We start from the raw sequence: 25,046 nt of genomic DNA, 5'->3' as shown, positions 1-25,046 counted from the left end.
CCTTATTCGGCAGGCTGAGCGACGAGTGGCACGTCGTTCGCCTTGTTCTGGTCGATGTTATACAGCGGCGCTTCGGCACGCAGCGGGCTGCCCGCGATGGTCTTCCACACGTTGATGACCATAAAGACCGCACCCGACAGATAAAGCACACCGCCAAGGCCGCGCAGCACATACATCGGATGAATGGCGGGCAGCACGTCGGCAAAGCTGTTGAGCAGATAGCCGTCGGCGCCATATTCACGCCACATCAGACCTTGCGTGATCCCGGCCACCCACATGGATGCGGCATAGAAAACGATGCCGATCGTGGCGGTCCAGAAGTGCCAGTTGACCATGCGCAGCGAATACATCTGCGTGCGGTTCCACAGGCGCGGCGTCAGGTAATAGATGGCGCCAAAGGTCACCATGCCGTTCCAGCCCAGCGCGCCCGAATGAACGTGGCCGATGGTCCAGTTGGTGTAGTGCGACAGCGAGTTGACGCTTTTCACCGACATCATCGGGCCTTCGAACGTGGACATGCCGTAAAAGGCAAGGCTCATCACGAACATGCGCAGGACCGGATCGGTACGCAGCTTGTCCCATGCGCCGTTCAGCGTCATCAGGCCGTTGATCATCCCGCCCCAGGACGGCATCCACAGCATCACAGAGAACACCATGCCCAGCGTCTGCGCCCAGTCGGGCAGCGCGGTATAGTGCAGGTGGTGGGGACCGGCCCAGATATAAAGGAAGATCAGCGCCCAGAAGTGGATGATCGAGAGGCGATAGGAATAGACCGGACGCTGGGCCTGTTTCGGCACGAAGTAATACATCATGCCAAGGAAGCCCGCGGTCAGGAAGAAGCCCACCGCATTATGGCCATACCACCATTGGACCAGCGCGCCCTGAACCCCCGCGAACCAGCTGATCGACTGGCTGCCCAGGAAGCTGACGGGAACGGCCAGATTGTTGACCAGATGCAGCATCGCCACGGTGATGATGAAGGAGAGATAGAACCAGTTGGCCACATAGATGTGTGGTTCCGACCGCTTGATGATCGTGCCGCCAAAGACGACCAGATAGGCCACCCACACCACCGTCAGCCACAGGTCGACATACCATTCCGGCTCGGCATATTCCTTGGCCTGCGTGACGCCCAGCAGGTATCCGGTGGCGGCCAGCACGATGAAAAGCTGATAACCCCAGAACACGAAACGGGCGAGGCCGGGGAAGGCCAGCCTCGCCCGGCAAGTGCGCTGCACGACGTAGAACGACGTGGCGATCAGCGCGTTGCCTCCAAAAGCGAAGATGACCGCAGAAGTATGCAGCGGGCGCATGCGGCCAAAATTGAACCAGGGCTCAAGGTTGATCTGCGGATAGGCCAGCTGAAAAGCGATGACGACGCCGACCAGAAAACCGGCAACGCCCCAGAAAACCGTGGCGATCACGCCCCAGCGGATCACATCGTCGTCATATTTCGATGCGTCCCCGGTGGGGGCGGCCAGACCACGGCTCACCCGATTATAGTCGGGCGAACGAATGGCAAAGATCAGGCCGACAAGACATGCAACAGCCACCGTGGCCGCCTGAATGGCAAAGCCGGTGTCATGTGCCGCAACGCTGGCCATGATAGATAGAAGCAGAAGCACCAGCCAGATGCCTGCTCGCGAGACTAGGGTAACCATGAGCCTTCCCTCTCAGGTTTATGGAAGCCTCGCCTATGGGCGGGGCCGGGCGTGTTCACATTGATTCCCGTCAAAAGAGCGGGATCCGTGGGCGATCATTTTCATATTATCCTAAAACGGGAAATTTTTGAAGTCGGCCAACTAGTTAATTGGTCCAATTGTGCGTGTGCAGCACAGGCATTATCCGCCCTTCGGCATTTTGCGCGCGTTTTTCGGGCAAAAGGATGAGAAGCCGCGATTCGCAACCGCCATCACCCTGCGATCGCGACAGGCCCCATCATCAACGGCGCCGCAGCACAAATTCCGGCTTATTAATATGGGGCGCCATACGGGCGCAAATGCCCGTATTTCCGGGGCGAATTGCGCAGGATCAATTTTACCGTTGTCCGTGATCAATGCCGCCCATGCACAAATGACGCAAATGCCCCTTCAACGCCGCACAAGAACGGCTCGCACAGGGCGGGCTCGGCGGCGAAGGATGAGGGACTATGCGTAATTTCACCAAGGCTGCGGCCACCCTGACCGCTCTTGCCGCCGCCACCATGCTGGCCGGCGCCGCCCATGCCCAAGGCAATGCGGATGGCAAGATCCAGTTCAAGGTGCTGGCGACCGCCGTGCTGCCCGATGGCGGGGTGAAGCAGGTCAAGACCGACGTGCTCGGCCTCGTACCGACCGCCGTTGGCAACACCGTGGCCAGCGACAATGTGACCCCGACCGTGGCGATCGAATATTTCTTTACGCCCAACATCTCGGTGGAAACCATTGCCGGCGTGACCGCGCACCATGTGTCGGCCTCGGCGGGCGCGCTCAAGGGCACGGATCTGATCAGCAAGATCCATATCATTCCCGCCACGCTGACCGCCAAATTCCACATGCCGCTGGGCCATGGCATCAAGCCCTATGTCGGCGCAGGTCCGGCCCTGTACATCGTGGTTGCCGATGAACCCAGCGCCGCGCTCAAGGCCGCCCTGCCCGCCGTCACGCGCACCAAATTGACCAGCGAATTCGGCGTGGCGCTTCAGGCGGGCGTCGATATCGCTCTGGGCAAGGGTTACGGCCTGACGTTTGACGCCAAGAAGTACTGGGTCGGCACCGACGCCACCGTTTATGCCGGTTCGACCAAGGCGCTGGTCACGCGCAACAAGCTCGACCCCTGGGTGCTGAGCGCGGGCGTGTCCTACCGCTTCTAAGGAAAGCAGCCTGATGGCTGGCCTGATGGCTGGAACGTATGTTGTGGTCCCTGCGCCGGGTCTTTTGGCTCTGATCCGGCGCAACAACAGGCGGTCCAGTCAGGCGGCCCGACGGGTGGAATGTGGGAAGGCATGTTTCACCCGTCATACCGCAAAGGCAAGACGGGCAAATCCGATCAGCCCGCTTCGGCGGACAGGCCAAAACGATCGGTAATCACCACTTCACGACGCGAGGGCAGATCGATCATCCCCTCATTGCGCAAGCGCGTGAACTGACGGCTGACGGTTTCGATGGTCAGGCCCAGAACGTCGGCAATCTGTTGACGGCTGAAGGGCAGGACAAAGCGATTGGCCTTGCCTTCATCGCCCGGCTGACAGGTTTCGGGCGCCAGACGCTCCGACAATTCGAGCAGGAAGCTCGCCACCTTCTCACTGGCCGACTTACGGCCCAGCAGCAGCATCCAGCGACGCGTGCGGTCCAGCTCGGTCAGCGTGCGTTGCAGCAGCTTATGCTCCAGCCCCGGATGGGCCCGCGCGAAATTGTCAAAATCGCCACGCGAAAACACGCAAACCCGCGCATCGGTCAAGGCCGTCACGCCATGGTTGGTCGTGCCGCCGAACGGACGCCCGATGAAATCGCTGGGATAAACCACGCCCACGATCTGTTCGCGCCCGTCCTCGGTCCCCGTCGAAAGCTTGAGCACGCCCTCGATCACATTGGCGACAAGAACCGAATCCTCGCCCTCCCAAATCAGGGATTCGCCCGCCACAAGACTGCGCCGACGCCCAAGCCCGTTGAGCGAGGCGATTTCATCCTGATCCAGGGCCGAACAAATCGCCCGGTTGCGGACAACACATTGATCGCATGAAGACATGTATGTCTATCTAACAGCCTTACCCCCTTCCGGCAATGCTGCACTTTGGTGGAGGATGGGCGGGGTTTGGTTTTATTGATTTTATAAATTGAGAGGATTTGCCTCCGGCGGGCAAAGGGAGCAGTCCCTTTGCAATCCCGGTAATGTCGGCGTTGTGGCAGAAGGGCGTTGACATGGTTTGGGGGCGAAGTTTTGATAAATAATAAGCCGCTTCGCGGGAATGGCGTGCCCCTACACAGCACGAATAACGTCTTCACCTATTCGGTAACGAGCGCCCAACTTGCGAACAACAATAAAATATGTCAGCCAAACGTATGACGAAATCAATCCTGGGGATCATCCTCATTTTTATAATGGGACTACCCAACGTGGCAAACGCGAGAGATTGGAACCCTGAACTTCACGCAATCGCGATCAAATGTCAGATTCCCAGTAAAAATCTGAGATGGATCAACAACAACGTACAATGGCTGAAGCCAGAAACTTTAACCTATGATCAGGTCACATGTGTTCTGGAACAACTCAAAATCAGTGCGATACCAATCAAGCAAGGCTTCGTAACGGGCGGCAACTAAAACCAATCCAGCCTTATATCCGCCGCGCAGCGGCTTTCAAAACCCGCGACATCTCCCCCGAACACCACGCCTCGGCCAAGCCACAACGCCGACAGTATCGGGATTGCAAAGGGCCCCCGCCCTTTGCCCGCCGGAGGCACCCTAAACTCCCGCCGGAGGCAAACCCCAAAAACCCCGCAAAACCTACAAAATATCCGCCACATCCTGCAAAGCGCTGCGCAATTTATCGATGGCCTGCGCTTTTAACTGATGCACGCGGGGGATGGAAACCGACAGGACCTCGGCGATTTCCGCCAAATTCAATTCCTCGACGAAATAGAGTTGGATCACCAATTGCAGCCGTTCGGGCAATTGCGCGATGGCGCCCGCGACGCTGCTGCGCAATTCCTCGTCGGCCAGGAGGGAGAGGCTGTCGGGCGTGTCATCGGCAAAGGCCATGTTGCTGTCGGAATAGGCATCGTCGATGGCCTCGAAACGCAGGGGTTCAGACGCGTTGCGCAGGGCCTCCAGATCGCCAAGGGTCATGCCAAGCGCGCTGGCCAACTCGGTGTCATAAGGTTCGCGGCCCAGTTTGCCGGTCAGTTCCTGCGTCTTTTCCCGCATTAACCGCCGACGCTCAACCGCCCCTCGCGACAGGGGTACATGGCGGCGGATCAGATCGACCATCGCCCCCCGCACCCGCATTTTGGCATAGGCGGCAAAACCATCCTCGGTCGGCCCCTGATGGCGCTGCGCACATTCGGTCAGGGCGACAAGGCCCGCCTGCATCAGATCTTCGACCTCTATCCCATCGCGGCCCGATGAATGGAGATGCCATGCAAGGCGGCGCACCATCGGCATAAAGCGGCGAACACGGTCGGCAGTATCACCGACATAGGCCCGCGCCACGCCGCCATAGGCGCGCGCCGCATCCCCCATCGGGCGGGCTTTGGCAAAGGATTGAGGATCGTGCTTCATGCGGCCACACTTTCAGCGGTCGGGCTGGATGGATCGAATTCGGGTGACGGCAGGCCCAGCGTCGGCGCAACGGTGCCGCCAATCACGGCAATGACTTCAACAGGTTGTGTTTCGGGCAATTCGGAAATGGACATCACCACGCATCCCGGCGCCCGCAACCGCAACAGCGCAGCCAGCGGACGGCGCAAGCGCGGCTGAACGATCAGGGCAATGGTGGCCCCGGTCCCGCGCTCGGCGACGATGGCGGCGGCCTGTTCGCCAATGTTGCGGGCCAGGTCGGGTTCGATAACGGGCTGGCCGCTGATCGGGTCGACCAGACCGCCCGCGATCATGGCTTCGAGCGAGGCCTCCAAAGTCACCACCGGCAGACGTTCACGCGGCGAACAGATGCGCCCGACAATCATCCCGCCCAGATCGGCACGGACCAGATCGACGATGCGGTCATGGTCCTGCGTCACCTGCACCGCCTGCGAAATGGACGACAGGATCGGCAAGGGGTGCGCGATGGAAATGCCGTCTTCGAGCAGATTGCGCAGCAGGCGCGTCATCGCCGCCAGCCCCAAAGGCGTCGGATAGATCGTTTCGACCAACCCCGATGCGCGCGTCTTGATCGCCTCGATCAATGTCTTGACCTCGTCCGGGCCAAGCAGGAGATGCGCACGTTCGGACAAGAGCTGGTTCAATTGGGTGGCAATGATCGTGCTGGAATCGACGGTCAGGAACCCTTCGGCAATCGCCAGATCGCGCTGTGACGGGTCGATCCACCATGCCGGGCAACCAAAGGTCGGGTCATTGGTCGGTTCACCCTGAAGCCTTGCATGGGGGTTGGCCTCATTGGCGTCGATGGCCATGACCTTTTCCACCCGCAACGTCGCCCCGCCCAGCGAGACCCCGCCCAGCATGATGCGATAATCATTGGGCGAAATCTCAAGGGAATCGCGCACCCGGAATTGCGGCACGATAAAGCCGAAGCTTTGCGACAATTGCTTGCGCACACCCGTAATGCGGCTGACCAGAGGCGATCCGCGCCGCTCGTCAACCAGTTGCACCAGCCCATAGCCCAATTCGACCGTAACCAGCGTGTGATCGGATACGTCCTCCAACGCGATGCGGGTGGGGTCGGCGACGACGGCGGGCGCGGGTGTGGCGGCCGCGATTTTGCCATTGGCCTCGCGCTCGCGCAGCTTTTTCCAGATGAAAAAGGCGATGCCCGCGGCGGGCAGGAACACCATCTGGGGCATGGCCGGTATCGCGCCAATCGCACCCAGAATGCCCGCCACCGGCAACCATGTGCGAGAATCGGCAAATTGCCCGCCGATTTGCCCGGCAAGATCGCGGCTGTCGGTGACGCGCGTCACGATCACGGCGGCGGCGATGGACAGCAACAGCGCGGGCACCTGCGCCACCAGAGCGTCGCCGATCGACAGACTGATATAACGGCTCGCCGCATCGCTGGCCGAAAGGCCGTGGGTGATCATGCCAAGGCAGAATCCGGCGATGATATTGACGCCAAGGATCAGCAAGGCCGCAATCGCGTCGCCCTTCACAAATTTGCTGGCGCCATCCATCGAGCCATAGAAATCGGCCTCGGTGGTGATTTCGCGGCGACGGGCGCGGGCATCATCGGCGGTAATCAGGCCGCCCGCCAGATCGGCGTCAATCGCCATCTGTTTACCCGGCATGGCGTCCAGGGTGAAACGCGCCGACACTTCCGACACGCGGCCCGCGCCTTTGGTGATCACCACCATGTTGATGATCATCAGGATCATGAACACGAACAGGCCGACCGCGAAATTGCCGCCGATCAGGAATTCACCAAAAGCCTCGATCACATGGCCCGCTGCCTCCGGCCCTTCGTGGCCATGGACCAGAACGACGCGGGTTGATGCCACGTTGAGCGCCAGACGCAGCAAGGTGGCAAAGAGCAGAACCGTGGGAAAGGACGAGAAATCCAGCGGCTTTTCCGCATTCATCGACGCCATCAACACCGCAACCGACAGCGCGATATTAAAGACAAAGAACACATCCAGCATAAACGCCGGGATCGGCACGACCATCAACACGATGATGGTCAAAATGCCAAAGGGCAGCGCGAGTTGGCGCGGGCTGGCGATGGTCAGCAGTTTTTCCAACCCCGCCCCCGTCACATGCCGAACGAGCGCAGCCGCCCATAGGCGTTGCGCACGAATTCAGGGGTGGCGCCATTTTCCGACCCAAGGCCAAAGGTCGATTGCAACGTATCGGCCATGGACCGCGATGTTGATGGGGCCGCAGCCGCCGCCGTTGCGGCAAATTCCTGCGCCAATGGCCCGCCGGTGGGCGCCGGAGCCACGGGTATAGTCTGCGCCGAGCTATAGTCGGGCATCAAATCACTCTGCATGCTCCACCCCATGCCGCCTGCGGCCATGGCATCGGCGCTGATCCCTTCGGCGGCCAGCGCACTTTCCATCCGGCCCCGGATCAGGGCCATGACCGCGCCAACGCTGCGCGGGTTTCCGGCATCGTCGTAAAAGATCGAACGGTTTGCCGCCGCCGCGCGGGGCAAAAGGCCCGCCGCGCTTTGGTCGGGATTGGTGGACAGGGCAGACAGGAATTTGGCCGCGCCATCCGCGCCCAGGAAATGCGCGGTGTAAAGCTCGCTGGCGTCCGGCGCGCGGCCCAGAACGGCGGTCAAAGCATCGGCATTGTCGCTGGCCAAACTGGCCGCCATCATCGCGGAGGCATGGGGATCTCCGCGCAGACCCAGCAAGGCCATCCGCTGCGCCGGATCGGCCAAGGCCGCCCCCGCGTTGCCCAGCCCCAGCATATTGCCATGCTTTTGCAGCGTTTGAAGCCATGTGCCATTGGTGAATTGGTAAAGGCCCGAAGCGCTGGACGCGCCATTGCGGGCGGCCGGGTTAAGCCCCGATTCCAGCCGGGCCTGCGCCGCCAGATAGGAAAAGTCCACCCCGGTCGCCCCGGCGGCCCGCGCAATGGCGGCGCGGACATTGCCGCCCGCCTGCTGGCCGGTGGCACCATGGGTTTTGTCTTGGTTGAATGCCCATGAAAGGGACGAAAGATCCGGCTGGCTCACGCCAAACTCCCAAAGAAAAAGGTTCGGGAGTTAATCAGCAAAAGCCGTGCCAAATGCGCAGCGCGCAAACAGGTTCCGCCACAGCCTTGCCAGCGCAAGCCGTGGCGGCGCACGGCCTACCCTCTTACCGCGGCATAGGCATAGGCGGGCGGATTGGCGCCGCGCGGGCGGTACACCGATGCGCCGCCGGTATAGGCGTCAAGCCGCGCCGCCACATTGGCGGCAATCAGGTTGCGAACCTGACGATTGACCTCATTCATCTTCTTGGCCGCTTCGAGCAGGCCCCGGCATTCATCGTCAATCGCCGTCACATTGGCCAGATCGATCACGTCGCAGATCTCGCTCTTGGCCGATGTCGTCCCCACGATCGCGTCCAGATCGAGCCCGGCCAAAGCCTGCCGCTCTTCTTGCAGGACGGCAACCATTTGCCGCAACGTATCACGCAGGTCGAAAGACGAAGAAGCCTTGGTCATCATCAAACTCGCAACATCATGCCAGCGGCGATCATGGCGTCGCTGATCTTGGTGGGAATGATTGGATAATTGCCGTCCTCGATGGCCTTGCGGATCGAGGCGACACGATCGGTGTCCACCGGTGCTTCACCCGCGTTAAGCGCGGTGGTGCTGACCACGGGTGCGCTTTGGCTGGCCGTGGTGGTGGATGCGCCGACGGTCTGCTCGGCATTACCCGACGAGGTGCCGACGGGGCGCACCGCACTGACTTGAATTTTTGGCCCAGAACTAATGCCAGGGCCGGAACCAATGCTGGCCATTGTACCGCTCCTTGCTTCTTACAAGGTCAAGAACGGATGGCCTTTGCCGGTTTTAAGGGTGGGCGGCAAAAAATTGCTAAATCTTGCCGGGTCGGGACAGAGCGCCCCCAAGGATGGCAAAGGTCATTATCCGTCAAAGGTGAAAAAGCGCTTAAAAGGCTCTTTTCCCCGGCCAATCCTTTGGCGCATCGCGTCAGGCGGCGGGGCATAATCATTCATGCAATTCCACCTGCACTTCTCCTGGGCGGGTAATTCGGCCACGAACGGCCTCATTCTGGGAATAGTTGTTGCCGGTCCGCAATGTGCGCACGCGGATCCAATCGCCCACCGCCCCGGCGTCCAGCGCTTCGCCCGGTTGGGAAACGGCAAAGCCGTCGCCGACTACGGCAATGGTGACAGATTCGCCGCGCGCGATGGCCGATGGCGCGTTTTCGCCTGCACGCACCGGCACAAAGATCCGCCAGCTGCCCGGATCGGGACATTGGACCAATACGGCATCGCGCCGGTTCGTCCGCCAGCTGAGCGCCAAAGGCGACATACAGGCGTTGAGCCGCAGGCGGCGATCCACCGGCATCATGGCCCCGCCGGTCTGCCCGATTGTCTTGCCTGTAAATTCAGCCACTTCGCGGTCAATGGCGACAAGGTCGGTGAAAGGGTTGGCGGCAAGGGCCGGGTCAGCGCCAAGCCATGAAAGGCCAGCCGCCAGCACAATCATGCGCAGAGTAAATGGGGTGAGAGGCTGTTTAAACATAACCATCCTTGCGGCGCGGGACAGTGGCGCGCGCCTGTTACAAGAATGAAAAAGCAATTCCCGTGCCAGATGCGGGGCCGATCCACACAGTGTTTACGCCGGCCCCTTGTCATATGCCAGCGCCGCCACCGCATCGATGTCCGTGGCGGTGGCGACAGGCTCGATCACGATCCGCGCCCGCGCCCCCCGCGCCCCGGCCGCCGCCGTCAATTGCGCGGCCAGACGCAGCGCCTCACCCTGTGCGGCGGGCGGATAACGCAGGGTGATCGACAGCAATTGGCGATGATCCACCTGTTGTTCGGCCAGCCATTGTCCCAGCGGCGGGGCATTGGGCGCCGGGCGCCAGATGGCAGAAGGCTCGCTGATGGCGGGCGGGGCGGGATCAGGGTTTTGCGCGGCTTTGGAATGTGTTTTTGTATCAGGCACTTCGGCCATAGCGGCGGCCGTCACCATGAACAGGATCAGCGACAGATCGGCCAGCATCGTTTGCCAGCCGACTGGTGACCGGGCAACAAAGGCCTGTCCCGAACGCAATCGGTCGCCGGGGCGTTCACCCGCATCGGTGTCTGAACGCAGGGAAATCATGCGGCAACAACGGGATGGTGATGGACACGCGCTTCATGCGGATGCACCCCGTCATGTTTGGGCATCATGGTCGGGGCAATTTCCGAACCGAACCAGCGCGCCAGTTTCGCCCGCGCTTCTTCTTCTTGACGCGCATGGCGTTCGACCACCCGCGCCAAGGGGGCAAGCAGCAGATTGGCCAGCACCAGACCATAGAGCGTGGCATGGACCGCCATGCCGATGGCCGTGAGATAGGCCGACCGATCCACCCCTTGCGCAGGCATTTGCGACAGGGAAATCAACGTCCCGGCCAATCCAAAGATCGGCGCCAGTTCGGTCGCCTGAACCAGCGTGCGGATCGCGGCCTCCACCGGGCCAAGCCGCTTTTCCCGCGCCTGCGCCAGTGCTTCATCAAAGCGGGCAATCGAGCGATGGGTCAAAAGCGCATGCAGCGCATCGTCAAATTCACCATCCCCGGTGCTGCGCGGATTGGCGCGAAGGGGGCCATTGCGCTGAAAATCCTGCGCCGCGCGGGCAAGGCCGGAACGCACCGCATCGGGATCAAAACGCGGCGGGGCAAAGATGCGGCGCAGCACGGTATGGACGGTATCGCGCACATCCTTTCGTCCACAGCGCAGCACCGTGGCCAGCAATGTGCCGCCCACAACGATGCCCAACGTGGTGCCATCAAACAGCGCGGATAGGTCCATCAGTCATTCGATCCTTTGGCTCGCACCAAAAGAACGGCGCGGTGCGGCAGGATTTCACCCCGCGGCCATCATTTGCCGCCAACCGGCAATCTCTTGCCGCCCGGCATGACGGCGGCAATTTCCGCCCCGATGGACATGGCGCGATTCAAGGCGGCAGCCGGGAATTGGCACGCTCTTTGCTGAACTACCGGCCTGAGCCCGTGCCTGTGCATCGGGCAAATGTTTCAAACCCGATTCAACCCGTGGAGCCATTTGATGAGCGATCCAGCCAGCAATACCGGACTGTTCGGCGTCCATGGCATGGCGCTGGAATTGCGGTCCCAACGCATGGGGCTGATCACCAGCAACATCGCCAATGCCGCGACCCCCAATTACAAGGCCCGCGACATTGATTTCAACGCCGCGCTGCAGGCCCGGATCAAGGGCGCCAGTACCGAACAGGCCACCGCCGCCGCCGCGCAATATCGCGTGCCGGTGATGCCAAGCCTGGACGGCAACACGGTCGAAATGGGCAACGAACAGGTCGCCTTTTCCCAGAATGCGGTGGGCTATTCTTCAACCCTGTCGATCATCGCGGGCAAGGTCGACACCGTTAAACGCGCGATCAAGGGAGAATAAGGATGGCCGGAAACGACCTCAACATCTTCTCTGTCGCGGGCCGGGCCATGTCGGCCCAGCAGGTGCGGATGAACACCGCCGCATCGAACCTGGCCAATGCCAGCGCCGTGGCCAGCAAGGAAGCCGATGCCTATCGCCCGATCAAGGCGGTTTTTGCCACACAGATGGACAAGAACACCGGCCTTGCCACGGTCAACGTGTCGGGCATCGTTCGGGCCAATTCGACGCCGGTGCGTCAACATGATCCGGGCAACCCTCTGGCCGATGAAAACGGCGATGTGTGGGCCGCGCCCGTCGATGAAAGCGCCGAGATGGTCGAGATGCTCGATTCCTCGCGCCAGTACCAGAACCTCGTCGAAACCCTTTCCACAGCCAAGCAGCTCATGCTCGACACCATAAGGATGAAGTGATGACCACAGTATCTGCCACCAGTTCGTCCGGAACGTCCGGCACAAACGAAAAAGGCATTGCCACCAATGGCGCGTCCTCGCTTGGTTTTGAGGATTACATCAGCATGCTGACCGCACAGCTGACCAATCAGGATCCGACCGAACCGACCGACAACAGCCAGATGATCGCCCAGATGGCCCAGTTTTCGACCCTGTCGGGCATTTCGGAACTGAACAAGACGGCCAATTCCATGGCGACCAAGCTCGGCTCGCTCGACAATCTGGCCTCGCTGGGCACGTCGCTCAACGCGATCTCATCGAAACTCGATTCCATTCTGGCCGCACAACAGGCCGCCAATGGTTCCTCGACCACGGCCTGATCCCCTTTTTCTCCATCGCTAGGAGCCCATCATGTCCTTTTACACCAGCCTTACCGGCCTGAAGAACGCCCAGTCGGAACTGGATGTTCTCTCGCACAATATCGCCAACTCCAGCACGGTCGGCTTCAAGAAGAGCACGACCTCCTTTGCCGACATCATCTCGTCCTCGATCCTGACTGACCCCAGCCTGACCATCGGCATCGGCTCGCGCCTGTCGGCGGTGAAACAGCAGTTTTCACTCGGTTCGATGACCCAGACAGGCAACGCGCTGGATCTGGCCATCAATGGCGACGGGTTCTTTGTCGTGGCCAACCCGCTTTCGGGTGATGTGGGCTATACACGCGCGGGCGCGTTCACCGTGGACGACAGCGGTTATGTCAAAACCGACCAGGGCAACCGGCTTCAGGTCTACACGGCCGATTCAACCGGCGCGCCTACGTCGACAACTCTGTCGGATTGCGTCATTCCCGCCACCAACGCCACCGGCGCTGAATATACAGGTCTGACGGTTTCGAATTCGGGTCAGGTGATTGCTTCCTATAATGACGGCTCGACCGAATATGTCGGCATTATCGGCCTTGCCACCTTTACCAACAACAATGGCCTGAAACAGGAAGGCAACTCGGTGTGGTCATCAACCGGCCTTTCGGGCACGGCCAACATCGGTCAACCCAACACCGGTGGCTGGGGCGCGCTGATGTCGGGCACGCTGGAAATGTCGAACGTCGATCTGGCCAGCGAAATGGTCTCGCTGATCGATGCGCAGCGCTATTTCCAGGCCAATTCCAAGGCGATCGACACATTCACCCAGATTTCGCAGACCATCATGAACCTGCGCACGAGCTAAGCATAGAGAGGCAATGGGATGGACCGGCTGATCTATACGGCGGTTTCGGGCATGTCGGATTCGATGATCCGCGAACGCGTCATCGCATCGAACATGGCCAATACCAGCACCATCGGCTTCAAGGCCGAAAAGCTCTTTACCACGCCGATCACGTTAAAGGGACCGGCGCTGGAAGCACGCGCCATGGCCGAAGGCGAAGTGAAAAGCGCCGACATGTCAGCCGGCAACATCACCCATACCGGGCGCAAGCTGGACGTATCCATGTTGGGCGACGCGATGATGGCGGTGCAATCGATCGATGGCACGGAAAGCTATACAAGGCGCGGCGATCTGACCATTTCGCCCACGGGCGTTCTGGAAAATGGTGATGGCCGTCCGGTGATCGGCAATGGCGGGCCCATCACTTTGCCTCTGGACGCACAGGTGTCCATCGGCCCGGATGGCATGATCCTTGTCGCCAATGTCGAAAACCCCGGCCAGCCGCCCATCGCGGCCGACCGGATCAAATTGGCCAGCCCGGCCGGTTCAACTATCGCCAAAAGTCTGGATGGCCTGTTTCGTGTGGTGGGCGGGGGCGTCCTGCCACAGGATGAAAATGCCAAGCTGGTGCCCGAAAGTCTGGAACAATCGAACGTCAACCCGTCCGAAGTCCTGACCCAGATGATCCAGGCCCAGCGCCTTTACGACATCCGCACCAAAGTGATCGCCACGGCCAAGGAGGTCGATCAGTCCGGCACGTCGCTGCTGCGCCTGTCCAGTTCGTAAACCATTCCCTGAAAAAGGAAACGCCCGATGCCTTCCAATGCTCTTCAAGTCGCCCGCACAGGTCTGGACGCCCAGGACACCCGCATGCGGGTCATCGCCAACAATCTGGCCAATGTCAGCACGACGGCCTTTAAGCGCGACCGCGCCAATTTCGCTACGCTCGCCTATCAGGACATGCGCGTGGCGGGTCAGGCATCCTCGACCCAGACCAATTTTGCCACGGGCCTCAACCTTGGCACGGGTGTCGGCGTCCAATCGACCACGCGCGTCGATGCGCAAGGCACGCTCAATTCAACCTCCAACGCGCTGGATCTGGCCATTTCGGGCAATGGCTATTTCCAGATCCTGCTGCCTTCGGGGCAATTGTCCTATACGCGTGCGGGCAATTTCAGCATGTCGGCCGAAGGGCAATTGGTGACATCGCAAGGCTATGTGGTGCAACCGGCCATCACTATTCCCCAAGGTGCCACTTCGATCACCATTGCCAAGGATGGCACGGTGTCGGCGCTGCTGCCCGGCGCGACGGCGGCAACACAGGTGGGACAGCTGACCATCGCCAGCTTTGCCAACCCCGCCGCGCTTCAGGCCGCCAGCGACAACCTCTATTCCGAAACGCTGGCCAGCGGCCCGGCCCAGATCGGCGCGGCAGGCACGAACGGGCGCGGCGATATTTCGCAGGGCTATCTCGAAGGTTCGAACGTCAACATTGTGACCGAACTGGTCGACATGATCGAGTGTCAGCGCGCCTATGAGATCAATTCCAAGATGGTCTCAGCGGTCGATGAAATGCTCAAGAACGCCAATCAGACGCTGTGAGACAATCCATGATCAACCGCTCTCTGCCGCTGGCGCTGATCGCCGCGCTTGTCCTTGCCTCTCCGGCACAAGCGGGTCGGCGTCCGGCGCGCGGTTTCGATGCCGCCCTGCCCGTGCCGCCCGCCTCGGCCCCCACCGAAGGCGCGATCTTCATTGCCGCGGCCGGTTACGCGCCGCTGGTGTCGGGCGCGCGGGCACAGCGGGTGGGCGACGTTCTGACCATCATCCTGTCGGAAAGCACGTCCACCGCCAAGACCAGCACCAACAAGACCCAGCGCACCGGCAGCGCCAATATTGCCGCACCCACGCTTGGTCCGCTCTCAATGACCTCGACGCCCCTTAATGCTTCGTCCTCCGGGTCGTTCAATGGTCAGGGCAATGCGACACAGACCAATTCCTTCAACGGGATGATCTCTGTGACCATTGCCGAGGTTCGTCCCAACGGCACCGCATTGGTGCGAGGAGAAAAGCGCATGCTGCTGGCACAGGGCAAGGAGTGGATCCAGTTTTCCGGCATCGTGCGTCTGGCCGATGTGGATGCTGCCAACCAGATCCTGTCGGCGCAGGTGGCCGATGCGCGGATCGAATATGCAGGCGATGGCTCGGTGGCGCAAAGCGCGCGCGAAGGCTGGCTGTCGAAATTCTTCAGCTTCATCAGCCCGTTCTAAGGACGCCCATGCGTATCCCCTCCTTCCTCGCCGCCCTTGTGGCCCTTGCCTCCACCATGATGGCACCCGTGGCTCATGCCGAACGCGTGCGCGACATCGGCACCTTTTCCGGCGTCCGCTCGAACCAATTGACCGGCTATGGCATCGTGGTGGGTCTGGACGGCACGGGCGATGATACGCTGGATTACACGACCCAGGCGATGAAGGGCGTTTCGGGCCGCATGGGCCTGCAATTGCCCACCGGCATCAATCCGGGGCTGAAAAATGCCGCCGCCGTGATGGTGACCGCCGACCTGCCCGCCTTTTCCAAGCCGGGCCAGAGGATCGACATCACCGTTTCGGCCATCGGCAAGGCCAAGTCGCTGCGCGGCGGCGCGCTGATTCTGACCCCGCTCTATGGCGCCGACGGACAGATCTATGCGATGGCGCAGGGCAATCTGGCCGTGGGGGGCCTTGGCGTTGCGGCGCGTGACGGGTCGCAGGTTTCGGTCAACATCCCCACCACCGGGCGCATTGCCGAAGGAGCCACGGTCGAACGCGCGGTCAACACCGGCTTCGAAAGGGCGCCCGTGCTGCGCTACAACCTCAACAATGCCGATTTCCTGACGGCCCAGCGGGTGCGCGATGCGATCAACCTGCGCTATCCCGGCATGGCCAGTGCCGAGGACGCGGTCACGGTCGCGCTGCGCATGCCCGATGGTGCCGATACGCGGTCTTCGCTGATGGCCGCGATCGAGATGATCGACATCACGCCTGCCGAAGCCGCCGCCAAGGTTATCGTCAACAGCCGCACCGGCACCGTGGTCATCAACAGCGCGGTGCGCCTGTCGCCCGCCGCGGTCAGCCATGGCAAATTGACCGTGCGGATCGATGAAAAAGCCCGCGTGACCCAGCCCGCGCCCTTTTCCAATGGCCGCACCGCCGTCACGCCCAGCAGCAACATCACCGCCGAAGAAGAAAAGGCCCGTATCGCGCTGCTTAAAAACGGCGCGTCCTTGTCCAAGATCGTCGATGCGCTCAATCTTCTGGGCGTCACGCCGTCGGACCTTGTGGCCATTTTGGAAGCGTTGAAGGAAGCTGGCGCCCTCAAGGCCGAGATGGTGATCATATGAGCAACAACACCATATCATCGGGCGCCGCCACAACTACCACCGGCACCGGCGCTTCTCTGGATCAATCCGCACCGGCCCAGCCGACCAAGGCGCAGATCCACGAAGCGGCCCAGAAATTCGAAGCCCTGTTGCTGCGACAAATGCTGGCCGAATCCCGCAAGGTTGATTTCGGAAACACGCTTTTCAGCAACGAAGGCACCAAGACCTTTCGCGAGATGCAAGACAGCAAACTGGCCGACACGATGTCGCAGCGAGGCACTTTGGGCTTTGCCAAGATGATCGAGGCCCAATTGGCTCGCCAGACCGGCGCCACCAGCGGAGATTGAGCCGATGAGTGCGAACATGATCGCCATTGCGTCCACCGGGCTGAAAGCCGCCCGCGCCGCATTGGAAGTGACTTCCCAGAACATCGCCAATGCCGGCACCGATGGCTATGTCCGGCGCAGCGTAGCCCTGACCGAGCAATCGGCCAACAATCTGCGCGCCAGCTATGGCGAAGTGACCCAGTTGGGCGTGCGCGTCAGCGGGATCACGCGCAATGTCTCGGCCTTTTCCCAATCGGAGGTGCGCCGCACCACATCAGACGCCGCGCGCGCCGATACGCTGGTCGATGGGTTGACCAATCTGTCCGACACAGCCGACAATTCCAGCGTCTTTACCGCCATCACGAATTTCCAGTCGGCGCTGTCGCAAATGACGTCCAGCCCGGCCAATTCGTCGCTGCGCGCCAATGTCGTCGAAGCCGCGCGCACCATGGCACAAAGCTTTAATTCGGCCAATGCCGGGCTGCAATCCGCCGTTACGGGTGCACAAAGCGAAGCATCCTCCGGGGTCAGTGAACTTAACGATCTGGCCTCAAGCCTGGCCACGCTCAACAAGCGAATTTCCGGCGACACGGACCCTGCCAACAACAGCGCGGGCCTGCTCGACCAACGCGACACGATCCTGCAACAGATGAGCGCGCTGACCAATATCAACACCACGTTCAACGATGACAACACCGTCACCGTCACATTGCCGGGCAGCCCGGCCTCGACGCTGGTCGATCATGGCACGGCAAACAGCCTGTCGATGAACACCGGCACCGATGGCAACATCAGCTTTGCCGTGGGCGCCAATGCCTTCACGCCGACGGGCGGATCACTGGCCGGACAGCAACAGGTCATCAGCGCGGGCGTCACGGCCAAGGCCAATCTGGACACAATCGCCAATTCGATGATGACCACCATCAATGATGCGCAGGCCAATGGCGTTGACCTGACCGGGGCCACCGGATCGGCAATGTTTTCGGGCACGGGCGCGGCCAATATGGCGATGGTGTTGACCAGCCCCAATCAATTGGCCGCAGCATCGGCCGGTTCATCGGCCAGCAGCCAGAATGGCACCAACCTTAACGCCATGATCGGCGCGCTCGACAGCGCCAATGTCTCTGGCCAGATGAACGACTATCTCTTTGGCCTGTCCAGCGCGGTTGCCAGCAACACGACCATGCGCGACGCGCTCGACACCATTGCCAGCAATGCCAAGACATCGCTGGCTGCGGCATCGGGCGTCGATCTCGATACCGAGGCGGCGGCTCTGATAAGATACCAACAGGCCTATCAGGCTTCGAGCAAGGTTATCCAGATAGCCTCGACCCTCTTTGACCAGCTGCTGAATCTGTAACGGAAAGGCCAAGCACCATGACCAATGTCAGCACCAGCGCCTTTTATCAGAACGCCATCTCGTCGATGACGAACCTGCGCAAACAGACCGAAAAGCTGCAAACGCAGATCAGCACCGGCAATATGATCCAGAATTCGCGCGACAACCCTTTGGCCGCCGCGCAAATGCGTGCGCTTCAGGCCGCCGACACGCTGGCCACCGCCGATAAGGCCAATTCCAGCGCCGCCAAGACACAATTGACCCAAACCGACGATACGCTCTCCAGCATCACCGACATCCTGTCGCAAATCACCTCGCTGACGACGCAGGCGGCCTCCTCCACCTTCAACGACAGCCAGCGCGCCTCGATCGGCCAACAGATCGGCGCCTTTTACAACAGCCTGATCAGCCTGGCCAACACCAAGGATTCAAGCGGCAACCCTCTGTTCGGCGGTCAGGGTACGGGCACGGCCTATACGGTTGATTCCAGCACCGGCGCCGTCACCTATAATGGCACGGCCACGGCCTCGACCATCTCGCTGGGGCCGGGCCTGTCGGTGACGACCGGGGTGACCGGGCCGGAATTCATGGATTTCCAATCAAAAGGCGTGTCGAAAAACATGCTGACCATGGTCAAGACGCTGGCCGATGCATTGCAGAACCCCACGTCGAGCGCGGCCGCGATTGCAACGGCCAATGCGGCGCTCGATGATCTGGGCGCGGCCACCCAATCGGTGTCGGCCAGCCAGACCGTGGTGGGCGCGCGGCTCGACTGGATCAACACCACGTCCAATATCCAGACACAGGCCGCCACCCAGCGCGCCAATCGCGAAGCCGATGTCGGCGGCACCGATTTAACCGCCACGATCGCTAAACTCAGCCAGCAGATGACCGTTCTTGAAGCGGCTCAGGCCAGCTTTGTCAAAGTTGCCAATCTTTCGCTCTTCTCGATGCTGAACTGATTGACCTGCATGATCAATTCCCTCGCCATGCCGAATAATGCTGGCCAGGCTTTGCCCCGCAAAGGACGTTAACCATGTTTCCCGTTATTGGCCTCGTCGTTCTCTTTGCTGCGGTCTTTGGCGTTTTCGCCATGACCGGCGGCGCGCTTGGCCCGGTTTTCGAGGCCATCCCGCACGAAGTGGCGACCATTGCCGGGGCGGGCATTGCGGCGTTGATCATCGGCAATGACATGCATGGTTTGAAAGCCTTGGGCGCGGGTTTTGGTAAAGTGTTCAAAGGTCCGCGCCATAACAAGCAGGACCATATTGACGTCATCGCCCTGACCACCAAGCTGATGAAACTGTTGCGCACCGAAGGCCCGGTGGCGATGGAAAGCCATGTGCAGGACCCCAAAAGCTCGGCCATCTTTGCCGAATATCCGCGCCTTCTGGCCAATCATGAATTGACCGATCTGATCTGTGACACGCTGACGCTGATCGTGGTGTCGTCCGGCACGCTGGAGGTTCATGCGGTTGAGGATGTGATGGACAATGCCATCAAGACCCACATGACCGCCCTTGAACACCCCCAACACGCCATTCAGGGGCTGGGCGACGCTCTGCCCGCGCTGGGTATTGTGGCGGCGGTTCTGGGCGTGGTCAAAACCATGGGCTCGATCGACAAGCCGCCGACGGTTCTGGGCGCGATGATCGGTTCGGCGCTGGTGGGGACGTTCATGGGCGTGATGATGGCCTATGGCATCGTCGGCCCGATGGCCGGACGCCTGCAACAGGTGAACGAGGCCGATGCGCAGATCTTCAACTGCGTCAAACAGGTGATCATCGCCTCGCTGCATGGCTGGCCCCAACCGCTGGTGGTGGAAAGCGCGCGCTCGGGTCTTTCGCATGATTACCGCCCCGGCCTTTCGGAACTGCTCGACGCGCTGCGCGGCCGATAACGGGGGGATAGACATATGGCCCCGCCCAAAAAGCCCGGCAAAAATGAAATCCCCGCCCCGATCATCGTCAAGAAGATCAACATCGTGGCCGCCGGCCACCATGGCGGCGCGTGGAAAGTGGCCTATGCCGACTTTGTGACGGCGATGATGGCGTTCTTTCTGTTGATGTGGCTGCTGGGCGCGACCACGGAAAAACAGCGCAAGGGTATTGCCGACTATTTCACCCCCACCATGATCAAGACCCGTCAGGGCAGCGCCGGTTCCAACGGGCTTCTGCATGGCAGTTCCTTGACCGATGTGGATGATTATCCCCACCGTCAGGGTCAGACCGGCACCCGCGCCATGACCATCCCGCGCGACACGACCGGCGGGCCAAAGGAAGGCGGCACCAAGATCAAGCGCGTGGCCTCGGTCACCCAAAAGCTGCAGCAAAAGCTGTCGGCGACGGAAAAGCTGAAGAAACTGGCCCGCACGTTGAAGGTCACCGCCACGCCCGAAGGCATCCGGCTCGATCTGGTCGATGACGCCGATTTCTCGATGTTCCAATTGGGCACGACGATCCTTACTCCCGATGCGGTGCAATTGCTGCATGCCATTGGTCAGGTTTTGAAGGATGAAGAAGGCGGATTGACGATTCGCGGCCATACCGACGGGTTGAAGTGGAAACGAAGCGACACGATCAACAACTGGTCGCTGTCCGCAGGCCGTGCCGAAGCGACGCGACAGGCGTTGATGCGCGATGGCATTGGCGAAACACGGTTTCGTCGGATCGAAGGCGTCGCCGACCGCGAGCCTTTGATCGCGGACAACCCCAATGACGCACGCAACCGCCGCATGTCGATCCTGCTCAACTAGGTAAATTCACAGGGCGGCCCAACGACGAGTCTTTCACCCCGCCCGTTTACTTCTTGGCAAGACAGGAACGGGGCAAGGTCAGGCGTCTTTACGGGCGTTTTGCGCGGCTCCGTCAGCCATGGAGCCGTGTAATGTCTGCGCCAATCGATCATGCTACGCTGGCCCCCGAATTGGTCCCCGAACTGGTCAGGGCCAGCGCGCGTACCGAAATCCTGCCCCATGAATTGCCCGATGTGCTGGATGACTATCCGCTGGCGCAAGTGCTCAGTCTGGACTGTTTCGACACGCTGATCTGGCGCGACAGCAACCGCCCCGTCGACATTTTCGAAGCCTTGCCCGGCATGGCCGGATCACAACGCGCCAAGGCCGAGGAAATGGCCCGGCGTGGCGCCCGCCTGATGGCCCATGGCGAAGACATCACCATTGGCGAGATCTATGACAAGCTGATGCCCAACGCCTCGCCCGATATGCGTCAGGCGGCAATCCGGGCCGAATTGGATGCCGAAGCCACCCATTGCTATGCCTTTGCCCCCACCGTCGAATTGATCCGCCGGGCCAAGGCGCGCGGGATGCAGGTGGTGATCGTGTCGGACACCTATCTGGACGGCGACATGCTGCGCGAATTGATTGCGCGGGCGGGTGGTACGGAATTGTCGGCCATGATCGACCGTGTGTTTGTGTCCTCACATTGGCGCCTGCCCAAGGCGCGGGGGCTGTACCGCCATGTTCTGCCCGAACTGGGCGTCGAACCGGGCGCGATCCTGCATATTGGCGACAATCTGAACGCGGACGTCAAAGGCGTCGCGCCGCTGGGGGTGAATGCGGTGCATCTCAAACAATTCCACAGCGAGATCGAGCGGCAATTACGGCTTGAGGCCTGCCTCGACACTTTATTGGCCAAGGACATGGATGCGTTGAGCGCCCCCCAACCCCACCGCGCAGCCTTGGCGCAATGGACCCCGCAATTGACCGATACGGCGCAGCATTTTGGCTATGCCGTGCTGGGGCCGATCTTCACCGGCTATGACCGATGGTTGACCGACGAGGCACAGGTGCTGGCGCAAAAGCATGGTGGAGCCGTCCACTGGCTGTTCCTGATGCGCGACGGGCATTTGCCGATGCTGGTCCATCAACAGCGCCATGGCGCGGGCCAGACCAGCGCCCATGCCATCGAGATCAGCCGCTTTACCGCCACGGCCGCGACATTTACCACGGACGAGGCTATCGACGCCTATGTCGAGGATATGCTGGGGACCGATCCGGCGGTGATTGCCCAGCAATTGCAGTGCCCGCCCGCCGAGGTCAAAAAACTGGCCGCGATTGCGGACAAGGGCGCGGGGACGCAGGCGCTGCACGCCCTGTTGCTGCGCCGGGAAATCCGTCGTTTCATTCACAAGGCGGCGCGCCGCATGGCCGACCGGATGATCGCCCATGTCCGCGCCGCCGCCCAGCCCAAACCCGGCGATGTGCTGATGCTGGTCGATCTTGGCTATAATGGCTCGGTCCAAAACCGCATCGACGGCTTGTTGGCCAATGCCTTTAACGCCCATGTCGCGGGCCGATACCTGCTGCTGCGCGAGATCGAGGTGAGCGGGTTGGACAAGGCCGGCTATTTTGACGGGCGACATTATGACCATCAGGCGTTGAGCGCGATGTCCAGTCATGTGGCCGTATTCGAACAGCTTTGCACCAACACCCAAGGTTCGGTCATCGATTACACCGAACGCGGCGATCCGGTGCGCCGGTCCAACGACATCAAACAGGCCCAAAGCGCCATCCGCGAGGCGACCCAGCAGGGCTGTCTGCATTTTGCCGAAACCCAGCCCGCCGCCGTGATCCGCGTGCGCAACAATGCCGCGATGGATGCCGAACACTGGCGGCGCAGCAATGCCGCCACGATGATGCGGTTGATGTTCCTGCCCATGCCTTATGAATTGAACGTGTTTGAGACATTTGAACATGACGTCAATCTGGGCACGGACGAAACCATTGCCTTGTTCAGCAAAGGCCATGCGCAAAAGGGACTGCGGCAACAGGGGTTGTTTTATTTGAAGGGCGCGCGGCGCATGTTCCTGCCCGCCGAATTGTCGGATGAAGGCATGGCCACGCGCCTTGCCTATCTGGCCACCAGCCGCTTTGGCATGTCACTCAACGTCAGCGACTTTATCGCCGAGGGCGGATTTCTGGTTCCCACGATTTACAGCAATGGGCGCGAAGTGGTTGAAACCCGTTTCAACGCGTTGCCCACGCATCATGGCTATCACACATTATGCATCCCCATCGCCGATTGCCGCTATACGGCCGCGATCCAGTTCGGCGCGCTGTTCGATTGGGTGGAGGTGTCCTCAATCACCGCCCTGCCCCAGGCCGAACATCTGAATAACAAGCATGATACGGCCGCCCGTGAAATCCCCATGACCGCTGTTCTCGAAGGGATCGAGGCACGATCAAACAACCTGTGGCAATGCACATCAGCCCATGGCTTTGCGCTGATCAACCCGCCCGCGCGGCGCGATGCCACGCCGATGATGTTGCTGATCGTATTTCGTCCGGTGACTTGGAAAGAACAGGGCACAAGCTGAGCCAACAACAGGTTTTTTCCATAATCAAACGCCGCGCCCCCATCGGGACGCGGCGTTTTTTTGATGGACCGGACAATGGATACTCGGGGGATATTCGGGAAATACGGCAAACCCGGCGCTTCCCGATGGGGGAAACGCCGGGCGCCGGTGTCTTAACCGGGTGTTGGCTTACTTGAGCAGCGAGAGAACATTCTGCTGGCTCTGGTTGGCCTGGGCAATCATGGCGGTCGATGCCTGGCTCAGGATCTGGGCCTTGGCCATCGCGGTCGATTCCGCCGAATAGTCGGTGTCCTCGATGCGGCTGCGTGCGGCCGACAGGTTGGTGGCGTTGTTGGTCAGGTTGTTGACCGCCGACTGCAACTGGCTCTGACCAGCGCCGAAACCGGCGGCGGCGGTCGAAACCTGACGGATCAGCGTGTCCATCGTGTCGATGGTGGACGATGCCGAACCGGCCGAGGTCACGTCGATGTTGGCGCTTTCGGCGTCCCAATCGATACCGTTCGAGGTCAGCGTGATCGTGTCGGTGGTGTTCGCACCGGCCTGGATGTCAAAGGTGGTGGTGGCGGCCGAACCGGCGCCGCTTGTGTTGAACAGCGCGTTTCCGTTGAACTTGGTATCGCCCAGAATGCTGGTGATCTGGGTCTTGAGCGAGTCCACTTCCTGCTGCATGTCTTCGCGGTCGGTGTCCTGATAGGTGCCCGAAGCCGACTGTACGGCCAGTTCGCGAACGCGCTGCATCATGTTGGTCACTTCGGTCAGCGAACCCTGAGCCGTTTGCGCCAGCGAGATACCGTCATTGGCGTTCTTGATGCCCTGGTTCATACCGTTGATCTGGCTGGTCATCGAGGTCGAAATGGCCAGACCGGCGGCATCGTCTGCGGCCGAGTTGATGCGGACGCCCGTCGAAAGGCGGGTCATCGCCTTGGCGGTCATGGTGGCCGCCGAGTTAGAAGCATTGGTCGCCTGAAGGGCGTTAACGTTGGTGTTGATGACAGTCATGGTATACTCCCGATATATCCCGAGGTTGCCAGCCTGCCGGTCCATCCCGTACTGGCTGCCAGCCACTAGAGCGGCGAATTGCGGGTGGTTTTAAGCCCTTTGCCGAAAATTTGTTTTTGGGGTGTGGAACGCCGCCCGATCGCATGGCCAATTCAGCGAGGCGCCGACTCACTTGCTGCATCTGCGAAGAATCAGACCCAAGTAAGGGATCGAATCATGTCCGCGCGCGTCGCTCGCATCACGCACATGTAACGGTTTGAGGGCAATTTTATTAAGGCCAAAATGACAAATTTTTTTCTGTTAACCAACCAAATCGCTATGGTTTCAAGGAAAAAATTTCATC

At 60.8% G+C, this 25,046-nt stretch carries 27 protein-coding genes; 16 read left to right on the top strand and 11 right to left on the bottom strand.

Going from position 1 to position 25,046, the window contains the following annotated elements; translation table 11 throughout:
* Positions 1 to 2 precede the first annotated feature (2 nt).
* A complete protein-coding gene (ccoN, locus tag AC2S2E_RS07545; protein WP_476101572.1) occupies positions 3 to 1,661 on the bottom strand; it encodes a cytochrome-c oxidase, cbb3-type subunit I in 1,659 nt (552 codons plus the stop codon).
* A gap of 488 nt (positions 1,662 to 2,149) precedes the next feature.
* Here ccoN and AC2S2E_RS07540 point away from each other — a divergent pair, with 488 nt between their 5' ends.
* Entirely contained in the window at positions 2,150 to 2,851 is a 702-nt protein-coding gene (locus AC2S2E_RS07540; RefSeq protein WP_476101570.1) for an OmpW/AlkL family protein, read from the top strand.
* 176 nt (positions 2,852 to 3,027) lie between these two features.
* Here the strand turns inward: AC2S2E_RS07540 and AC2S2E_RS07535 are convergent, their stop codons facing one another.
* From AC2S2E_RS07535 to flgM, 6 genes are all read right to left on the bottom strand, one after another.
* Entirely contained in the window at positions 3,028 to 3,726 is a 699-nt protein-coding gene (locus AC2S2E_RS07535; RefSeq protein WP_476101567.1) for a Crp/Fnr family transcriptional regulator, read from the bottom strand.
* 758 nt (positions 3,727 to 4,484) lie between these two features.
* The gene (locus AC2S2E_RS07530; RefSeq protein WP_476101565.1) at positions 4,485 to 5,258 is read right to left on the bottom strand and encodes a sigma-70 family RNA polymerase sigma factor; all 774 of its coding nucleotides are present in this window, start codon (positions 5,256 to 5,258) and stop codon (positions 4,485 to 4,487) included.
* Complete coding sequence (locus tag AC2S2E_RS07525; RefSeq protein WP_476101783.1) at positions 5,255 to 7,315, bottom strand: flagellar biosynthesis protein FlhA; 2,061 nt, start codon at positions 7,313 to 7,315, stop codon at positions 5,255 to 5,257. The genes AC2S2E_RS07530 and AC2S2E_RS07525 overlap by 4 nt, the downstream gene beginning before the upstream one ends.
* 86 nt (positions 7,316 to 7,401) lie before the next feature.
* A complete protein-coding gene (locus tag AC2S2E_RS07520; protein WP_486524322.1) occupies positions 7,402 to 8,331 on the bottom strand; it encodes a transglycosylase SLT domain-containing protein in 930 nt (309 codons plus the stop codon).
* 116 nt (positions 8,332 to 8,447) lie between these two features.
* Complete coding sequence (locus AC2S2E_RS07515; protein WP_476101561.1) at positions 8,448 to 8,807, bottom strand: flagellar protein FlgN; 360 nt, start codon at positions 8,805 to 8,807, stop codon at positions 8,448 to 8,450.
* Positions 8,807 to 9,103, bottom strand: coding sequence for a flagellar biosynthesis anti-sigma factor FlgM (flgM, locus tag AC2S2E_RS07510; RefSeq protein ID WP_476101559.1), 297 nt, complete (start codon positions 9,101 to 9,103; stop codon positions 8,807 to 8,809). The genes AC2S2E_RS07515 and flgM overlap by 1 nt, the downstream gene beginning before the upstream one ends.
* Between flgM and AC2S2E_RS07505 the strand changes: the two genes are divergently transcribed.
* Positions 9,093 to 9,314 (top strand): hypothetical protein, encoded by a 222-nt coding sequence (locus AC2S2E_RS07505; RefSeq protein WP_486524321.1) that lies wholly within the window; start codon positions 9,093 to 9,095, stop codon positions 9,312 to 9,314. The two genes, flgM and AC2S2E_RS07505, sit on opposite strands and share 11 nt — an antisense overlap.
* Here AC2S2E_RS07505 and AC2S2E_RS07500 read toward each other — a convergent pair whose 3' ends face one another.
* From AC2S2E_RS07500 to AC2S2E_RS07490, 3 genes are all read right to left on the bottom strand, one after another.
* Positions 9,315 to 9,854: a flagella basal body P-ring formation protein FlgA gene (locus tag AC2S2E_RS07500; RefSeq protein WP_476101555.1), complete on the bottom strand. Its 540-nt coding sequence runs from the start codon at positions 9,852 to 9,854 to the stop codon at positions 9,315 to 9,317.
* 93 nt (positions 9,855 to 9,947) lie between these two features.
* Positions 9,948 to 10,439 (bottom strand): hypothetical protein, encoded by a 492-nt coding sequence (locus AC2S2E_RS07495; RefSeq protein WP_486524320.1) that lies wholly within the window; start codon positions 10,437 to 10,439, stop codon positions 9,948 to 9,950.
* The gene (locus AC2S2E_RS07490; RefSeq protein WP_476101549.1) at positions 10,436 to 11,128 is read right to left on the bottom strand and encodes a MotA/TolQ/ExbB proton channel family protein; all 693 of its coding nucleotides are present in this window, start codon (positions 11,126 to 11,128) and stop codon (positions 10,436 to 10,438) included. Before AC2S2E_RS07490 ends, AC2S2E_RS07495 begins: the two co-directional genes overlap by 4 nt.
* Before the next feature lie 255 nt (positions 11,129 to 11,383).
* Between AC2S2E_RS07490 and flgB the strand changes: the two genes are divergently transcribed.
* From flgB to AC2S2E_RS07420, 14 genes are all read left to right on the top strand, one after another.
* Positions 11,384 to 11,746, top strand: a complete 363-nt coding sequence (gene flgB, locus AC2S2E_RS07485) for a flagellar basal body rod protein FlgB (RefSeq protein ID WP_476101546.1) — start codon at positions 11,384 to 11,386, stop codon at positions 11,744 to 11,746.
* A 2-nt stretch (positions 11,747 to 11,748) separates the two neighbouring features.
* On the top strand, positions 11,749 to 12,156 hold the full coding sequence (flgC, locus tag AC2S2E_RS07480; RefSeq protein WP_476101544.1) for a flagellar basal body rod protein FlgC: 408 nt from the start codon (positions 11,749 to 11,751) through the stop codon (positions 12,154 to 12,156).
* A complete protein-coding gene (locus AC2S2E_RS07475; protein WP_486524319.1) occupies positions 12,156 to 12,515 on the top strand; it encodes a flagellar hook assembly protein FlgD in 360 nt (119 codons plus the stop codon). Before flgC ends, AC2S2E_RS07475 begins: the two co-directional genes overlap by 1 nt.
* A 31-nt stretch (positions 12,516 to 12,546) precedes the next feature.
* Positions 12,547 to 13,362: a flagellar hook-basal body protein gene (locus AC2S2E_RS07470; RefSeq protein ID WP_476101539.1), complete on the top strand. Its 816-nt coding sequence runs from the start codon at positions 12,547 to 12,549 to the stop codon at positions 13,360 to 13,362.
* Between the two features lie 18 nt (positions 13,363 to 13,380).
* A complete protein-coding gene (locus AC2S2E_RS07465; protein WP_476101537.1) occupies positions 13,381 to 14,127 on the top strand; it encodes a flagellar basal body rod protein FlgF in 747 nt (248 codons plus the stop codon).
* 27 nt (positions 14,128 to 14,154) lie between these two features.
* Positions 14,155 to 14,943, top strand: a complete 789-nt coding sequence (gene flgG / locus AC2S2E_RS07460) for a flagellar basal-body rod protein FlgG (protein ID WP_476101535.1) — start codon at positions 14,155 to 14,157, stop codon at positions 14,941 to 14,943.
* Between the two features lie 8 nt (positions 14,944 to 14,951).
* Entirely contained in the window at positions 14,952 to 15,611 is a 660-nt protein-coding gene (locus AC2S2E_RS07455) for a flagellar basal body L-ring protein FlgH (protein WP_476101533.1), read from the top strand.
* Between the two features lie 8 nt (positions 15,612 to 15,619).
* Positions 15,620 to 16,723, top strand: coding sequence for a flagellar basal body P-ring protein FlgI (locus AC2S2E_RS07450; protein ID WP_476101531.1), 1,104 nt, complete (start codon positions 15,620 to 15,622; stop codon positions 16,721 to 16,723).
* A complete protein-coding gene (locus tag AC2S2E_RS07445) occupies positions 16,720 to 17,049 on the top strand; it encodes a rod-binding protein (RefSeq protein WP_486524318.1) in 330 nt (109 codons plus the stop codon). The genes AC2S2E_RS07450 and AC2S2E_RS07445 overlap by 4 nt, the downstream gene beginning before the upstream one ends.
* A gap of 4 nt (positions 17,050 to 17,053) precedes the next feature.
* Entirely contained in the window at positions 17,054 to 18,388 is a 1,335-nt protein-coding gene (gene flgK, locus AC2S2E_RS07440; protein ID WP_486524316.1) for a flagellar hook-associated protein FlgK, read from the top strand.
* Between the two features lie 17 nt (positions 18,389 to 18,405).
* Positions 18,406 to 19,329: a flagellar hook-associated protein FlgL gene (gene flgL / locus AC2S2E_RS07435; protein ID WP_476101525.1), complete on the top strand. Its 924-nt coding sequence runs from the start codon at positions 18,406 to 18,408 to the stop codon at positions 19,327 to 19,329.
* Between the two features lie 74 nt (positions 19,330 to 19,403).
* Complete coding sequence (gene motA / locus AC2S2E_RS07430) at positions 19,404 to 20,267, top strand: flagellar motor stator protein MotA (RefSeq protein WP_486524314.1); 864 nt, start codon at positions 19,404 to 19,406, stop codon at positions 20,265 to 20,267.
* A 15-nt stretch (positions 20,268 to 20,282) separates the two neighbouring features.
* Positions 20,283 to 21,122 carry a flagellar motor protein MotB gene (locus AC2S2E_RS07425; RefSeq protein WP_476101521.1) on the top strand — a complete coding sequence of 280 codons (840 nt, stop codon included), beginning with the start codon at positions 20,283 to 20,285 and terminating at the stop codon, positions 21,120 to 21,122.
* Between the two features lie 131 nt (positions 21,123 to 21,253).
* Positions 21,254 to 23,704, top strand: coding sequence for an HAD family hydrolase (locus tag AC2S2E_RS07420; protein ID WP_486524313.1), 2,451 nt, complete (start codon positions 21,254 to 21,256; stop codon positions 23,702 to 23,704).
* Between the two features lie 168 nt (positions 23,705 to 23,872).
* Here the strand turns inward: AC2S2E_RS07420 and AC2S2E_RS07415 are convergent, their stop codons facing one another.
* Positions 23,873 to 24,703, bottom strand: a complete 831-nt coding sequence (locus tag AC2S2E_RS07415) for a flagellin N-terminal helical domain-containing protein (RefSeq protein WP_486524312.1) — start codon at positions 24,701 to 24,703, stop codon at positions 23,873 to 23,875.
* Positions 24,704 to 25,046: the final 343 nt, after the last annotated feature.

Source organism: Novosphingobium sp. 550D (assembly GCF_057401885.1).
Note: the sequence above shows the minus strand (reverse complement) of the source record. Positions and strands in the feature narration are given on the sequence as shown.

Bases quoted from the DNA above. Each gene is read 5' to 3' on its own strand.
- ccoN (WP_476101572.1), bottom strand. From the start codon at position 1,661: ATGGTTACCCTAGTCTCGCGAGCAGGCATCTGGCTGGTGCTTCTGCTT.
- AC2S2E_RS07540 (WP_476101570.1), top strand. From the start codon at position 2,150: ATGCGTAATTTCACCAAGGCTGCGGCCACCCTGACCGCTCTTGCCGCC.
- AC2S2E_RS07535 (WP_476101567.1), bottom strand. From the start codon at position 3,726: ATGTCTTCATGCGATCAATGTGTTGTCCGCAACCGGGCGATTTGTTCG.
- AC2S2E_RS07530 (WP_476101565.1), bottom strand. From the start codon at position 5,258: ATGAAGCACGATCCTCAATCCTTTGCCAAAGCCCGCCCGATGGGGGAT.
- AC2S2E_RS07525 (WP_476101783.1), bottom strand. From the start codon at position 7,315: ATGGTCGTGCCGATCCCGGCGTTTATGCTGGATGTGTTCTTTGTCTTT.
- AC2S2E_RS07515 (WP_476101561.1), bottom strand. From the start codon at position 8,807: ATGATGACCAAGGCTTCTTCGTCTTTCGACCTGCGTGATACGTTGCGG.
- AC2S2E_RS07505 (WP_486524321.1), top strand. From the start codon at position 9,093: ATGCTGGCCATTGTACCGCTCCTTGCTTCTTACAAGGTCAAGAACGGA.
- flgM (WP_476101559.1), bottom strand. From the start codon at position 9,103: ATGGCCAGCATTGGTTCCGGCCCTGGCATTAGTTCTGGGCCAAAAATT.
- AC2S2E_RS07500 (WP_476101555.1), bottom strand. From the start codon at position 9,854: ATGTTTAAACAGCCTCTCACCCCATTTACTCTGCGCATGATTGTGCTG.
- AC2S2E_RS07495 (WP_486524320.1), bottom strand. From the start codon at position 10,439: ATGATTTCCCTGCGTTCAGACACCGATGCGGGTGAACGCCCCGGCGAC.
- AC2S2E_RS07490 (WP_476101549.1), bottom strand. From the start codon at position 11,128: ATGGACCTATCCGCGCTGTTTGATGGCACCACGTTGGGCATCGTTGTG.
- flgB (WP_476101546.1), top strand. From the start codon at position 11,384: ATGAGCGATCCAGCCAGCAATACCGGACTGTTCGGCGTCCATGGCATG.
- flgC (WP_476101544.1), top strand. From the start codon at position 11,749: ATGGCCGGAAACGACCTCAACATCTTCTCTGTCGCGGGCCGGGCCATG.
- AC2S2E_RS07475 (WP_486524319.1), top strand. From the start codon at position 12,156: ATGACCACAGTATCTGCCACCAGTTCGTCCGGAACGTCCGGCACAAAC.
- AC2S2E_RS07470 (WP_476101539.1), top strand. From the start codon at position 12,547: ATGTCCTTTTACACCAGCCTTACCGGCCTGAAGAACGCCCAGTCGGAA.
- AC2S2E_RS07465 (WP_476101537.1), top strand. From the start codon at position 13,381: ATGGACCGGCTGATCTATACGGCGGTTTCGGGCATGTCGGATTCGATG.
- flgG (WP_476101535.1), top strand. From the start codon at position 14,155: ATGCCTTCCAATGCTCTTCAAGTCGCCCGCACAGGTCTGGACGCCCAG.
- AC2S2E_RS07455 (WP_476101533.1), top strand. From the start codon at position 14,952: ATGATCAACCGCTCTCTGCCGCTGGCGCTGATCGCCGCGCTTGTCCTT.
- AC2S2E_RS07450 (WP_476101531.1), top strand. From the start codon at position 15,620: ATGCGTATCCCCTCCTTCCTCGCCGCCCTTGTGGCCCTTGCCTCCACC.
- AC2S2E_RS07445 (WP_486524318.1), top strand. From the start codon at position 16,720: ATGAGCAACAACACCATATCATCGGGCGCCGCCACAACTACCACCGGC.
- flgK (WP_486524316.1), top strand. From the start codon at position 17,054: ATGAGTGCGAACATGATCGCCATTGCGTCCACCGGGCTGAAAGCCGCC.
- flgL (WP_476101525.1), top strand. From the start codon at position 18,406: ATGACCAATGTCAGCACCAGCGCCTTTTATCAGAACGCCATCTCGTCG.
- motA (WP_486524314.1), top strand. From the start codon at position 19,404: ATGTTTCCCGTTATTGGCCTCGTCGTTCTCTTTGCTGCGGTCTTTGGC.
- AC2S2E_RS07425 (WP_476101521.1), top strand. From the start codon at position 20,283: ATGGCCCCGCCCAAAAAGCCCGGCAAAAATGAAATCCCCGCCCCGATC.
- AC2S2E_RS07420 (WP_486524313.1), top strand. From the start codon at position 21,254: ATGTCTGCGCCAATCGATCATGCTACGCTGGCCCCCGAATTGGTCCCC.
- AC2S2E_RS07415 (WP_486524312.1), bottom strand. From the start codon at position 24,703: ATGACTGTCATCAACACCAACGTTAACGCCCTTCAGGCGACCAATGCT.